The organism is Bacteroides ovatus (assembly GCF_001314995.1).
GTDB classification, from domain to species: domain Bacteria; phylum Bacteroidota; class Bacteroidia; order Bacteroidales; family Bacteroidaceae; genus Bacteroides; species Bacteroides ovatus.
In genome coordinates this window covers 5025059-5040721 of sequence record NZ_CP012938.1, presented here as the reverse complement: position 1 = coordinate 5040721, position 15663 = coordinate 5025059, and the positions used below count along the sequence as shown (strand labels likewise).

Sequence of the window (15663 nt, the reverse complement as noted above, 5' to 3'; positions counted from 1 at the left end):
TTTATTTGACTGTGTAGATCGTATAGCCCAATGACAAATTACGGACTACGACATTTCCTTTTAAATAGAAAGTAGGCATATTGAATCCATTCACGATATTATCCTTATACAATTCTACTTTTGCGCTTTTCCATTCACCCGTGTTGTCGGTACGTATCCGGGACACAATTTTAAACGGTTCTTTCGGTTCACGCAGCGTAGACGAACGTATAAAAAGGGATTCATTTCCTTTGTCCAAATACTCAAAATAAAGATAGCCTACATAGTTATTCATTTGTAGTTTGGAAACCAGCTCTTTTGGCAAAGAAATAGAGAGGGTTTCTTCGGCACTGTAACCACCGGATTTTCGCTTTCCCTGAATCTTCATGTCCGACTCACGCAAACGCATCATCTCAACCGCCAAAGCGGATTTTGCCGTCTTGACATCATTTTCTATTTGTGACAACAAGCCTATTGCCACCGGATAACGTCCCTGGCTAATCAACAATGCTGCCTTATCGAGCGAACGTTGACAAGCGGATACGTCCATCTTCGTCTTTTCCAGGAAACGGGCTTCTTTTCGCAGCCGGAAAAGCATTAAAGGTAAGGTTAATCCACGCTCGTCCGCCTGTTCGTCTTTGAATTCCGCCGCATACTTTAAAGTCGTACGTAGTTCACGGTCACCGTTTTCAATGGTCGGCTCTATTTCGTGTCCTTCGGTATAGTCACTCCACGAAGCGATAAACATCATGTCCAGGCTGTCCTTCTCTGCCATACAGAACTTCCACATACTTTGATAAGTTTCTCCATTGTTACGTGGGATATAATAGAAGTGTCCACGTCCCCAGCCCGCACATCCCCGGTTATCCATTCCCGGCATGGCAAATCCCGACTTAATGGTATAAGCAGGATTGTTACTATGCCAAATTGAATCACGGAAAGGTTTCATAAACTCGATAACATCATCCTGAGTGGCGTAATTATCCCATTCGGCATGTGCCTGATCTCTTGTACGGACACGGGCAGGAAGCCATGCAGTCGGTATTTCTCCCACTTCTTTCCAGGTATCCATTTCATCGCTACGAGTGACGGGGATATATTTATCATTTTCCAGTTTTCCCCAATCTGCCCAACGGCGTAAAGCAACCGGTTGCTTCATTCCTTGCGGTAATTTCGCCAATGATAATACTTTCTTATATTCATCCACTTTCGCTCCGGGACCGAAATGATAAAAAACAGGCATTCCCTTCACCATAGGAGCTGTAGGACCGGTAAAGACGCTATCCACCAGATATTGGTAACATTTGGCCATGTATTCGGTCTTTGCCTCACGGGTATTGATTTCCGGATAAAGTTTAGTAATCCAGTCATAATACAACCAACCGTCGCACCAGTTTACGCCGATTTCAAAGTCATACTTTGCTGCCACTTTCTGCATCTCACGCAGCAAGATGTCATTTTCGTGAGGCTTGAATCCCCATTCGATAAAGAATCCATCTATCTTAGCCGCTTTTGCCGACAATATCTGATATTCGATATAATCGGGATCGAGATTGGACTGCATTCCGACTTGGGGATAAGCCACTGCCGCTATCTCATGCCGTCCTTCGCTGTCTATCAGATCGGCATTATAACACAGCGACTTCCTTCCGGTACTTGATTTTTCCGTATTGGCATACATCTCCCAACGCCCCAGCTTTCCGTCATGCTGCCGGGTATAGCGCACTCCGTGAAAGTCGGCATACACTTTCTTTCCATTCTGCGCCAAGGCCGGTAATGCGATAGATACCAATAAAAAAAGAAGAAGTTTCCTCATTGTTCCAAACTTAATTATTCAACTTATGTACTTAATCAATCTTCCACCATACTTAATCAGTCCTCACTCAACACGAAATCATGCTTTTCCGGATAACTGAAAAGATTGTCTATCATCCAACGGCCTTTATAAATCTTGGCTTCGTCCATTTTGAAAAGTTCTTCTCCCTTCTCATTTACAAGTCCTTCTGCCCACCACTCTTCAGTCGGTTTCAGCATCAGGATTCCGTCCGGTCCGTTGCAGATGCTTTTTATATCGGCTATGCTGTAAACTTTCTCGCAAGTAGGTTCGGTAGAGTCATTAGTCGTAGCGTCGGTAACTCCAGTCAAATCAAACTTATAGACAGCCGAAGCAGCAGTAAGCCATAATTTATCTTCTTCACCATATACCGGGAACAAATCATGCCCACCCGATTCATTGCTGAATGTATAAAGGGTAGTCTGATTTATTAACTTGGGATTACTCCGGTTGCCATCGTACTTAAAACGGAATAATGCAGTCACTCCCTCTTTTTTGGTAGCTGTAGCATAAAGATACGATCTTTTCTTATCCCAAACAACATTATGCGCATTACCCAACTTCACCGTATTAGCTTTTGCTCCCAATACCTTAACCGTGTCAACCACAAAGGTATTGATTTCACCGGATTTAGATTCTGCCGTCACGATATTTCCATCGGGCAATACCTCCGCAGAGTGGGGATTCTGTCCGCAATTTGCGTAGAACATTAATTTATGATCGGACAAACGGATTAAAGCCACAGCTCCGCCGGAGGCAGTCATCAAGATATAGCGTCTATTGAAAACCGGTTTTACTTCACTCGGATTGACAAACCAACCCTGCTGTGCAGCAGGAACACAGGCAGTATAAGGATCCCAACTCCAAATATTGCGGTGCGTCTCCGCATCTCTGATGACAATAGCCCGTCTGGATTGTTCCGCCAGTACATAAGCCTTTTCCGGAAGTTGAAAGATTTCATTTTTTACTACAGGAGCGGCATCATCATCGGAACATGCTCCCAAAGCTATATTAAATCCTAAAAGGATTGCAAATAAACTAAACTTCTTCATGGTCATAACTATTTTAATTCTAAATATTCAATTTGTCTATTTAAAGTTTCCGTCAATCTATTGAACCGATTTTATATCGTAATAATCGATCAATGAATGAACTGAAAGATTCAACTGCCGCATCTGCGACAGAAAAGATTCATAAGGTTCGTATTCGATGGAAACCACTCCTTTATTAGAAGCTTTTCCGTTAGAATCGTAACCATCATTATACTCAAAATGTACCCAGCCTACACAGTTTCGAGTTTCAAGCAAACGAAGACAGAAGTTCTGATAAAACTCACCTCTATTTTTTTGTGTATGCACCAACCAGCCACCTCCTTCAGTATTAGCATATCCAGTTCCCTGATAACTGGCAAATGGCAATTCATTGTCAAGATAGAAACCTATAAAATGCCGGTCACCGGCAAATAAAGCTGACTTCTCTTGTACGAGACGATCTATGTACGTAGCAAATGTGGGTTCAAAAAGAAGAACTAAGCGATTATATTTGTCATCATCAAACGCGTAGCCCAAATTCTTACTCATATCCCACATAAAGGTACGAAGCAGATACAGATTCTCTGCATAAGCAATCTTTTGCGTCTTAGGGGTCAACAAGTTACCACGTACTGCAGCAGGAAATACTTCAATACGGTTCGAGCCATACGAAATATAGTTTATATGATTGTCTGCTAACAGTTTGCCAGTCTCTTCACTCCATCGCGCCTCACTACCGTATCGAGTACCGAAAGCCTTCTTATGAGCAGTAGATTCTCCCGGACGAACATGCTGAATTCCATGAATGATAACAGCTCCATTATCCGGATCGAGCAAATAAGAACGGCCTCCACAATTAGCCACTCGGAAAAAGCCTTCTTTTCCAACCACAGATGAAGGTTGTAAACCGATTCGTCCTCCCCATGCAGTCCGGCTATAATCCGAAGAGGGAGTATACCAATTCATATTATCAATGGTACGTGTTTCCCTTGAATCTGCCGTTGTCCATGCCTGGAAAGTTCCGTTCTGCCACTTCCGGTATTCTACATTCATAAAAGTATATTCATCTTTTTCCAAAGGAGTATCTTCTCCTTCCGGTTTCAAAGGTTCTATTTCGTTGGAAGAGGAGGAACAGCTAAGCGTCAACTGCATCAGTCCGACCAAAGATAAAAAGAGGAAATATCTATATATTATATGTTTTCTCATATTACTTTCAGCTACTGCACATTATTACTTAACCATCGTATTTGTTATCAATCGCATCTTTCGTATACTCTATCTACTGTTCACCGGGATAGCTGTTAATAACTCTCGCGTCGGCTATTAATAGAAAAGTTATCCTCCACTAGGAGAGAACTTCCTTCCCCCTTGTTGCAAACTTCTTTTATCCTTATTATAAACTATAAACGCAAGCTTTGTTTTTATAATTGCAAGTTTTGTTTTTATAAACGCAACTTGCATTTATAAAAACGTAAGCTTCGTTTATAGTTTGTATCGGACAGAGAGAAACTTTACTCCCAATGAAAGGGAAGTTTAGTCTTAATAGAAAAGAAGTTTTCTATTAAGACTTCAGGCGGTAGGTAATACTACCCTGCTTACTTCTTCTTAGGGAATTTGATTTCAACAGTTGCTATCTGTTTGGTCGTATTATTATCCATCTTACCGGAGACATCAAGAACTTTCATGACACCATATCTTTCTCCACCAGCACTTGAATTACCACTAGTCTTAAATCCAATCACACTACCGACAAAGTTATCAATTGTCATATACACTTTCTGATCGGCACTTCCGGCCAAATATTCATTCTTAATAGAGGAACGAGAAGCCGTATCGTAATCAAAGCCTGCCGGGAATAACACAAATTTTGTCATATTCTTAGCCGGCAGATTGCTCAAGGACTTTCCGCCCGATCCTTTATACAGACTATTCTTGCTATCTACATTCTCCATCGAATAGAAACGGAAAGAAAGAACACTATTAGCAGAATTTATAAAGAACTTTATATCAACATTCTTAGCGCTTTCCACACTGGAAATAGCTTCATCTACCGAATACGTTTTCATATCATTCAACGAAATCAGAGCGAACGGTTCGGCATTGGCCAATACATGACTGCCAACCTTAAGTTGGACAACTTCCATATTCACATAGGTCTTTACGATCCCTATAACTTCCTTGCCTTCCCGACCATCAGAAACAACCACCTTGAGTTGAGATGTTTCTTCTGTCAATTGCACCTTAGGGGTATAATCAAAATTCTTGTTATCGCCCACTATCTGCTCATGGAAAATTTCTGTACTTACTCCATTCTCCACCCGGAAGATAGCTACCTGTTTTACACCGCGAACGGATTCGATGTGCATCGGAACTTCCGTATCTACTCCTTCATCAGTAGTAATTAGCTCTTTACCCAAGGTCAATACAGGAACCGGAACTGTCTTATATGACACCTGCAAAGTAGAAATTGTGATATTACCATAGATATCTTCCGCTTTCACTTTAAAACCCTTATCGCCTTCTTTATATTCTATCAGTTCATCGTGCTCATACGTTTTGTCGCCATTCAGCACATCTCCGCCTTTCGGTGTTTGTCCGTCGGCAGAGACTAAGAATCTTTCTACTTTCTTCAAACCAGCTTCCGAAACAATTTTAAAAGTGGTACGAGGCATTACCGGATTTTCATCCATCTCATCATATACAATCTCTTCCGGATCGAATGTAATGACAGGACGTGCCATTACATCGGTAACAGCAATTGGTAAAGTCCCACTCGTAACATGATTCAGTTTATCCGTAGCTTCAATGATAAAAGCTTCATAATTTGCATTGTACTCCAAGTTTTCAGACAAGCTGTAAGAGTTGGGGTTAAAAAAGTCGGTTACAGTTTTATATTCTGTCACTCCCTCTACCGTCTGCAATTTCATTGTCACGCTCTGAAGCCCTGCCTGTGATTTAATAACAGCCACTACCGGCAGATTGTCTACTTTATTCAAATCAACGTCCAGCTGCTCCATAGGAAAATTAATCACAGGAGCTGCTGCATTAGGATCCAGTCCATCATTATCGTCGCCACAGGCAGCAAAGCCCAAGCAAAGTCCTAATATTAATAAGGTATATATTTTACGAATCATAATTAGTTCTCTTTTTAATTAACTGTGGTTATTTGGAATATTTGCAATAGTTCTCAAATATATGAATCACACCGTTTGTCGGCAGAATATTGCTAGTCTTAGCTTGCCGTTGCGGAGATTTTCCGTTGCTTCCGGTCTGATTTACCAGAATCTTACCTACTGCAGCCTGCCATGGATTTTTCCATACAGACATTGTCATCAATCCAGTCTCACCTTTCAGCATAGTCAAGACGAACATCGGTTCTACCTGCAATTGCCCATAAGAACTATATTCTCCATCTACAATATGATAAAGCAACATATTCTTCACCTTTTCTTTATCACAATCTGTAATGGAAGCTACGCCTGCAAATTCATTCTCCCGATAAAGCTGCATACCGGCATTATTCAAAGCCAGAAAAGTATATTTATTATCAGTCTGGGTATAATAGTCCTTCAAACCTGTATACTCGATAGCTGCTATCAACTCCGAGAACATATCTTTGTGATCCTGAAAATATTCCCATGCTGTCACTTTTACATACGGATCATCCACCGAAGGCTCATAATCATAGTTCTTTTGCAAGTCCAGGTCACAACCGGTCAATGCCAAAATTGTCCAACAAAAGAAAAGAGTCTTATATAATATTGTCTTTTTCATTGCTTCTACCTTTTTAGTTGTTAGTATTACCATAATACGTATTCTGCACAATCTTCGGATTTTCCAAAATATGTGAATAATGGATCGGGAAAAGTTCATTGCCGTCCTGCTCCATACCGTTAATAGGTTTCATCACTTCCTTCCACTTTCCGGTACGCAACAAATCAAACCAACGGCGTCCTTCACCGGCTAACTCCACCTGACGTTCACGCAAGATATAATTGACTACCTCTTCTTCTGAAGCAAAATCATTTTCAGTCAGTGTATTCAATCCGGCACGGTCACGTACAGTTTTTACTAAATCCAAAGCTTCCCCCCATTTTCCCTGATGAGCACGAGCTTCAGCTTGCAACAACATCATATCTGTGTAACGATAGATTGGATAGGCTACTTCGCATGTCTTATTCAAAGAGTTACTGATGTCACCTGCCATATATTTACGCAATTCATTTCCATTTTGGTAATTCTTCACTGTATAATCTTTACGTAAATCACCTTTCATATCCTTTTCATCAAAGATACTCATAAACTTATCAGATATGACTGCCGCACGATTCCCTGAACCGGAAAACCATTGATACATATAACTGTAACCATTCGTGCCGACTTCATCCATATTGAAATGAACAAGAAAAATAAACTCTCTGGAGTTATACTCATCATTTTCCGGTGTATCATCGGAAGGTTTATTAGTCAGCTCTTCCGTAAACATAGTATGCCAAGTAGCAATGCTAGGTTCGAAGTCTACAAAACGACCGCCTTTTTTGGAAGCAATAGTTGCCATCTTATCGATGGTCTGGTCAGCCAGATTATATTCTTTAGTCCACATATAAGCATCCGCCATGATGGCCCATACGCCACAGATAGAAATGCGTTTACGTTCGTAATTCTTGTTACGGTTTATCAGTCCTTCCGCTTTCTTCAGGTCCGGAAGAATGACATGTTCCAAAATGTAGTTTTTATCCGTACGCTCTTTGTAGATGGCCTCCGAATACTTTTCAGTAGGTTCTATAAACAAAGGTACGTCTCCCCAAACACGGATAGCATAGAAGTAGGCCAAAGCACGCAATGCATAAGCTTGTCCGAGATAGTCATTTCGGTCTGCCACATCAGGCATACTGATATTAGGAATATATTTAATAGCCAGATTTGCTTGGTTAATCATCTGATACAGAGTCGTCCACTTTGCACATTTCTCATCCGTAGACATCAGGTTGTTGATAACACGTGCCTGATCGGCCATTACCGGTGCTCCGGGAGCTACATTATCCGAACGGAACTCACCCCAATAGAAATAGTTCTCCCGTAAAGTGGAACGTAACAATCCATAGATTTCATTTATACCTGCCTTAGCGTCACGGGCAGTCTGCCACATGTCACCTGCCGGAATTTCACTTACCGGTTCCTCATTCAGAAAGTCTGAACAGCTATTCAATGATAGAGCCAGGCATACAGCTCCAACAAAATATTTTATATTCTTCATACGATATCTTCAATTAAAAGTTTGCAGAAAAACCAATACCATATTCTCTCTTTCTCGGATAACGGTAAGAGTCTTTACCTACCTGCAGAGGATTGTTGGTAGAGAATTCAGGATCGAATCCCGAATAGTTGGTCCATGTCAAAGCGTTGTTTACAAAAGCGTAGATATTTATATTCTTCAACATCAGCTTCTTTATCCAGTTTTCAGGAAGATCGTATGCTACACGTATGTTCTGTAAACGAATAAATGAAGCATCTTCCAGATAGAACGAGTTACCCATACGGGCATTGTTGTAATCATCATTATACGGACGCGGATAGATTGCCTGGTCACCCGGATGCAACCACATATTATGGATGACTTCCGGTGAAGGAGTAGTTCCGGTGTATTTGAACATATTACGATTATGTTCGGCTGCATTATAAATCTGTCCTCCCAATGAATAATAGAATCCTAAGTATAAACTCAAATTCTTCCAAGTCACCGTTGTATTCAAACCACCAGTTACATCAGGCATGGCATTACCGATCACCATACGGTCATTATCATCAATCACACCATCACGGGCTCCTTCCGGTTCTTCCCAGTTGTAATCTCCACCACGGAACGGTTTGCCGTTCGGCAACGTCTTCTGACGAATATTACCTGTATATTCTTTTCCATCCAACAAATATTTGTACTGAAATACACCATTCTCAAACACCGGAGTCAGTTGTTCCCATTTATCAGTGAAAGCATTCGATTCGTCGTATGCAAAGACACCGGCGCTTTTAAATCCGTAGAAGTCACCCACACGGCCACCTTCCTGCATCCACCAGATATCACCTTCCATATATGCCTTACCTTCAGACAGCTTCTCAATACGGTTGATGTTTCTGGAGATATTGAAAGAAGCATTCCACTTCCAGTCCTTCGTGCGGATAATATCACCGGTAACAGCTATTTCAAAGCCTCGGTTACTCATTTCACCGACATTGGTTTTCATATATGCAAAACCAGATTCTTTAGGCAATTGGTAGTTTGCCAGCAAACCGTCTGTATATTTATCGTAATAATCGGCAGTGACTGTCAAACGGCTATTCCAGAAATTCAAGTCCAGACCAAGGTTGAATTGTTTAGTTTCCTCCCATTTCAGATTGTCTTTACCGATACGAGTCGGAATAACGCCACCCACTCCGTCATAAATAGAATTCGGAGAATAAGAGTAGATATAGTCGTAATTGCCGATTGCTTCGTTACCCGTGATACCGAAACTTGCACGGATCTTACCATCTTCGAGAAACTTTTTCGAAAATTTCATGAATTTCTCATCCGAGAAGCGCCATCCCACAGATACGGAAGGGAAATTACCCCATTTGTTCTCTTTGGCAAAACGAGAAGAACCGTCACGACGCATAATGGCATTGAGCAAATATCTTCCTTTATAATCATAAGTCACACGGGCAAAAATGGAAGCCATAGAGTGATTGCTTAATGTGGAGCCTGTAGATGACAAATCTAGGTTTGCGGCAAAAGCATTCATTGTATAGATAAAATCTGTAGACGAGTTTATCCCCACAAATGTTTCGTTTTCATAACGCCACTGCTGTGCACTAACACCTACCATGGCCGTAAAATTATGATCTTTTATTTTGCGTGCATAAGTAAGGATGTCTTCATTCATCCAGTTCCAGTTCAGGTAATTATAAGAATAACCTTTATTCTGTTTCTGCCATTCATCGGTGATAAGACTCGGTTCGAGTTTTTTGCGTTTATCCAGATAGAAGTTGGCATTAATATTAGCTCTAAACTTCAAATACTTGTTGAATTTGATTTCAAAGAACTGGAAGAAGTTAGCCTTATAAGAATCAGTAAAGTCGGTGGTATAATTGACCTGCGCAATAGGGTTCTTCTGACCGTTAAACACTCCGACCAAAGAGCCATCCGGATAATAAGTATTGAAATAAGGACGACGAGTCAACACTGCGCTCAATAAAGTACCTTCATTCAGACCTTTCTTTTTAGAATAAGTCAAAGAAATACGGCTACCCATATTCATCCAGTCTGTCGGTGAATAATCGGAGTTGATACGAGTATTTAATCTCTGGAAACCTGTATTGGAAATAATACCTTTCTCATTATAATAACCGGTATTGATGAAATATTTCAGTTTCTTTGTACCACCACCTACACTGATATCCACCTGATCTTTTTGTGCAGTGCTTGTAATCATGTCCAGATAATCGTTATCCACATTAAAGAAAGAGTTCAACGGATCATTCAGTATATCACTACTTTCATCCGGATTACCTCCGCCGTATGTTTCAAAATACTCTTTACGATACTGGTCGTACAACAAACGTTCTTTACGGTTTGCTTGTGGAACCTTGTGAGACAATGTACCCCACGAGTGATTATACTTGATATCAATACGGGCTTTACCTTCCTGCCCACTTTTGGTAGTGATAATAATCACACCGTTCGCCGAACGGGAACCGTAGATAGCTGCAGAAGCGGCATCCTTCAAAATCTCCATAGAAGTAATATCATTGGTATTGATACCATCGATACTTTCCAAAGGAACACCATCTACAATATAAAGAGGAGTCACACCTTCGGCAGAGAACGTGGAAGTACCACGAATTTTGATAGAAGAAGATTCACCGGGCTGTCCGGAACCGGACACCACCTGTACACCGGCAGTAGTACCTTGCAGTGCTTCAAAAACATTAGTAGCCATTTTTTGCTCAATGGCCTCGCTTGAGATGGAAGTAATAGCTCCTGTTACATCACGCTTTTTCATCGTACCGTAACCCACTACCACTACTTCGTCCAATAACTTAGAGTTCTCTTCAAGCGTAATATTCATTGTTTTATCTTTCACTACCACATCTTTAGGGGTATATCCCATGAATGATACAGTCAAAGTAACTCCCTTCTTCGAAACATTCAATGAGAAATTACCATCTAAATCTGTAATTGTTCCATTAGATGTTCCCTTTTCCATCACATTGGCGCCAGGCAAAGGAAATCCTGTTTTATCCACAATAACTCCCTTCACTGCAAACCCGCCTTGAGCATAAGCCGGATTGACAAGGAAAAAGAGACTCAAGGAAATCAAAAGGAACGACTGAAGCAACCGCACTTTTGTCCTACTCTGCAAATTTTTCATAACTAGAATAAAATTAAATTGGTTAATTATCAAGGTTTTACTCACTACTTAATTAATTGGGAAAAATATATTGATTCTCTCCAATAAAATGCTATCTTTTATTTACTACATGGATATTTGTCTTTCATAATACTACACAATAATTATTATATTAGAATAAAGATTACACAGTACCCGGTCTACCAAATGAAAGTGTGTGCGGACACACCTAACCAAAGAAAACTCAAGTACAAGCTGGCATTATCCAACGCCACAAAAGTATCGCATTTGAATATATTGCACCCTATCGAATTGTTCGTTTTATCTAGTCTAAAAATCCAGATGACTTATTTTAATCACTTCACAGAGGGTTCGGAGGAGGTATTATGAGCTTTTCGGTATTGCGTAGGAGCAATATCAAAAAGTTCTTTAAAACATTTATTGAAGTATTGAGGATTTCCAAATCCTAACCGGTAAGCAATATCCGATATATTCATTTCCGGAGAATTCTGCAGAAAATATGCCGCTTTTTTCAGACGCAGATTCATGATAAAATTATTTGGCGTACTTCCCGTGATACCTTTTATCTTCTGGAATAAGACAGTACGTCCCACCCCCATCTCACGTGAGAAGACATCTACACTGAATTCGGGATTTTCCATATTATCTTCCACTACCTGCGTCGCTTGTTCGATAAACCTCTGATCGAGTTCATTCGTTGCAATCTTCTCCGCTTTGCTATCCAGCTGATGGGCATATTTATTCTGTAAAAGTCTGCGGGTATTAATCAGATTATTGCATTGCATCACCAGCCGCCGCATATTAAACGGCTTCACCACATAAATATCCGCTCCAATTCTCAATCCTTCCAACTCACGTTCGGGCGCACTAAGGGCAGTCAGAAGAACGACAGGGATATGACAAGTTTCAATATTGTTCTTAATTTTGGCACACAATTCCGTTCCGGGCATTCCGGGCATCATAATATCCGAAATAACCAGATCAGGCTGCATCATTTTTACTTTTTCATACCCTTCCTCACCATCACTTGCAGTTTCAACCGTGTACAATGGAGAAAAGATATCTACAAGGATATTTCTGATTTCTTCATTATCATCAATAACCAACAGCTTGCAGTCAGTAGTCCCACTCTCACTTTGAGCCGTCTGTACCTCCTTAACCAATAGTTCTTTATCTTCCGAATAATAAATATATTCCTTATCCTGCTCCGGTTCAATCCGGGAAACAGAAGAATCAAAGTGAGCATCTCCTTTCTTCAGAGTGACCTTAAAGCATGAACCTTTCCCCAACTGGCTTTCTACAGTTATATCTCCCTGATGAGCTTTCACAATTCCCTGACTTAAAGCCAGCCCGATACCCGTTCCTCCATACTGTCCGATATTCTCGGCCTGATAGAACCGCTCGAATATCTTCACGTAATCTTCCTCGGATATTCCTGCCCCATTGTCTGAAACGGAAAACATACATTCATCCGCTCCATCAGCCAATTCCATACTGATACTTCCACCGTCTGAAGTATATTTAAAAGCATTCGACAGCAGGTTATTAACCACTTTCTGCAATTGCATACGATCTCCCCACACGAGGCATTGCTCACAGTCAGCATGCAAAACAAACGAAATATTCCTGTTAGCTGCCAATTCTTTGAACAATACATAATGCTCTTTGAGTAAAGAATATAAATCAAATTGAGAAACTTTCAGTTTCAAAAGTCCCTGCTCCTGTTTCCGGAAATCAAGCAACTCCGTTATCAATGATTTCAGGTTACCGGCATTTTTATGTATATTCAGTAATTTCGAATAAGCATACGTAGACAACTTACCGGAATTCAACAACAGATCAACCTGCCCCAGGATAAGGGTAATAGGGGTTCTGATTTCATGTGAGATATTAGTGAAGAAACGCAGTTTGGATTGGTTCATTTCTTCAATATATTGTTTCTCACGAAGTTCAAAATCCAATGATGTTTTCAAGAACAGCCGAATTCTATATTCTCTCACCACAAAGAATAGAATCGTCAGAATCACACACACATAAATAGTATAAGCCCACCAGGTGGCATAAAAAGGTGGCGTGATCGTTATATGAAGAGATCTGATTACTTCCGGAAAGTTCTTCAGTCTGATCTCAAAAACATAATCGCCCGGAGATATATTTGTATAGGTAATATCATTCCCCAAACGATTCTCACTCCATTCGTCATTAGAACCTATCAACCGGTATTCTACCTCACCACCGCCAATATGCAGAAAGTTGTCTGTCGAGAAACCGATAGAAAACACATTCTGCAAATAATTCAATTTAATCCGGTCGGTATAGGCAAAGGACTTATTTAGGATGCCGGTTTGATCGCCTGTGGTAATCTCTTTATTATTGACATACAAATGCGCCAACTCCAAATCATATATTTTCGGAGGATAGGACAAACTACTTTCACGAATGGCAACCAGTCCGGTAGCTCCTCCCATATAAATATCATGATTGCGGGATACATGCATGGATTTCCTATTAACAAGAGTCAGCGGAAATCCTGTTTTAGAATTGAAGTTTATCACTTTCCCGTCTTTCTGTTCTAACACAGACAATCCATGTCCGGTACCAATCAATAAATTCCCGGAAGGAGTTTCGCCCAACACTCTGATATTTTCTCCCGATAATACGCTTTCAGGAGTATGCAAACGAAACAATCGCTCTTTCTTATCCAACAAGAAAAGCCCGTTGCCATGTGTTCCGACCCAAATGTTTCCCTTTCGATCCTCATAGATGACATTGACCAGCTCTTTTTGAGATCTGACCTGCTTCTTCAGACTTATCCTATACGTTTCAAACCATCCTTTATCAATCACATAAGCTACACAACCATCATCGGAAGCAAACCATAGCCGGTTTTTCGAATCAAGCAACAAAGTGTTATAATTATGTGTAAACAACTCCTTTTGATGAAACAACACTTCAGTTTTTAAGGTCTGTTTATCCAGACTAACAACTGCAGATGTTGTACCTACATACAATTTACGAGGAGTGTCGGCCAAGGCAAACAGAGCTTCTCCCACACTTTCCTCTCCGAGCGGTTCGAGGTCATATATATCATTCCGATAGTTATCAAGATGAAAACAGTTGACCCTGTTTGTAAAGTCAGCGGCAATCCACAAGCAGTTATTAGCCTCATCAAAAACGACATCTTTCAGATAATCCGTACTAAAATGATATCCGGTATGCGCATTAAAATGCTTGAATGTTCCTTGTTCCGGTTGATATAAATCCAGTCCTCCACCTTCTGTGCAAATCCATATATTTCCGGATTTATCTTCTGCCATAGCACCCACCACCGGAAAAGACAATCCGGTATCCGAAGCATGATAATGTACAAAATGTTGATATTCCGGTGAGAAGAAATTCACGCCGCCCCAATAAGTCCCCACCCAGACAGTTCCTTGTTTGTCCGTATAAAGAGAAGTCACCGAACGATTGGACATAGCCCCCACCCGGTTAGGATCCGCCTGATAATGAAATATTTTCCCGGTAGCCACCTCAATCTTACTCAATCCGCTTCTGTAACCTACCCATATATTCCCTTCCAAATCCTGACATAGCGCTCTTGCCATATCATCCCGGACCGTGTAAACACTCTTGTTGTTATAATCATAATGATGTATGACTGCACCTTGAGGTGAAAAACAGAAAACACCATGATCCTGCGAACCAACCCAAATATTCTGATCGTTACTTTTTATCAGTTTCATCACCTTGATTCCGGGCAAATAAAGCGACATCAATCCACAAGTATCCACACGCATCACCCCGCCATCTTTCAAAGCAACCCAAAGATTTCCTTCCGAACCTTCTACCATTGTCGGCCCGGTGTCCGGCAAATGTACCTCCGCATACATTGGCTTCACGGAACGGGTATTCTTATCATACAAGAAGAGTTTTCCCCCTTCTGCAATCCACACTCCCAACTTTCCTTTGGCAAGAGTGGAAGGAGAAGACACCGGAAGAATATAATATTTCTCCGTTTCAAGGTCGAACTGGAAAAGTCCGGTAGAAGTCAAGAGAAAAAGACTCCCCTGGCCGTCCTCCACCATCTGGGTGACATATAGATTACCATAACTGATGGAATCGTTATGAAAATGATTAAAGACTTTAATATGATTGCCATCGAAACAATTCAGACCATCCAGTGTGGCAATCCATATACGCGACTTCTCATCCTGACAAATATCGCTCACCGTTATTTGCGACAATCCATCCTCCACACCCAATGTTCTGAACTTATATTCCTGTGATTGAAGAGGAGATATAAATCCTAAAAGAGATAACAGAATAAGAAAATGGATCTTAGATAGTTTTTGTCCGCGCATATCAAGAATGATGGTTTATAGCACATTATCTTCGCCACAAAAGTAACAGT

The 15663-nt window shown here is 40.8% G+C and carries 8 protein-coding genes; all 8 read right to left on the bottom strand.

The annotated features are described in order from the left end of the window. Position 1 precedes the first annotated feature (1 nt). Positions 2 to 1795: a glycoside hydrolase family 71/99-like protein gene (locus Bovatus_RS19025; protein WP_004299899.1), complete on the bottom strand. Its 1794-nt coding sequence runs from the start codon at positions 1793 to 1795 to the stop codon at positions 2 to 4. A gap of 56 nt (positions 1796 to 1851) precedes the next feature. Continuing rightward, a complete protein-coding gene (locus tag Bovatus_RS19020; RefSeq protein ID WP_004322159.1) occupies positions 1852 to 2865 on the bottom strand; it encodes a DUF6528 family protein in 1014 nt (337 codons plus the stop codon). Positions 2866 to 2922: 57 nt separating this feature from the next. Then, positions 2923 to 4050, bottom strand: a complete 1128-nt coding sequence (locus Bovatus_RS19015; RefSeq protein ID WP_004299897.1) for a hypothetical protein — start codon at positions 4048 to 4050, stop codon at positions 2923 to 2925. Between the two features lie 389 nt (positions 4051 to 4439). Then, on the bottom strand, positions 4440 to 5978 hold the full coding sequence (locus Bovatus_RS19010) for a hypothetical protein (RefSeq protein ID WP_004299895.1): 1539 nt from the start codon (positions 5976 to 5978) through the stop codon (positions 4440 to 4442). Positions 5979 to 6006: 28 nt separating this feature from the next. Next, a complete protein-coding gene (locus Bovatus_RS19005; protein WP_004310456.1) occupies positions 6007 to 6618 on the bottom strand; it encodes a fasciclin domain-containing protein in 612 nt (203 codons plus the stop codon). 13 nt (positions 6619 to 6631) lie between these two features. After that, positions 6632 to 8101, bottom strand: coding sequence for a RagB/SusD family nutrient uptake outer membrane protein (locus Bovatus_RS19000; protein ID WP_004299892.1), 1470 nt, complete (start codon positions 8099 to 8101; stop codon positions 6632 to 6634). Between the two features lie 13 nt (positions 8102 to 8114). Beyond that, on the bottom strand, positions 8115 to 11252 hold the full coding sequence (locus Bovatus_RS18995) for a SusC/RagA family TonB-linked outer membrane protein (RefSeq protein ID WP_004322162.1): 3138 nt from the start codon (positions 11250 to 11252) through the stop codon (positions 8115 to 8117). 335 nt (positions 11253 to 11587) lie between these two features. Further along, positions 11588 to 15613, bottom strand: a complete 4026-nt coding sequence (locus Bovatus_RS18990; protein ID WP_004299888.1) for a hybrid sensor histidine kinase/response regulator transcription factor — start codon at positions 15611 to 15613, stop codon at positions 11588 to 11590. Positions 15614 to 15663 lie beyond the last annotated feature (50 nt).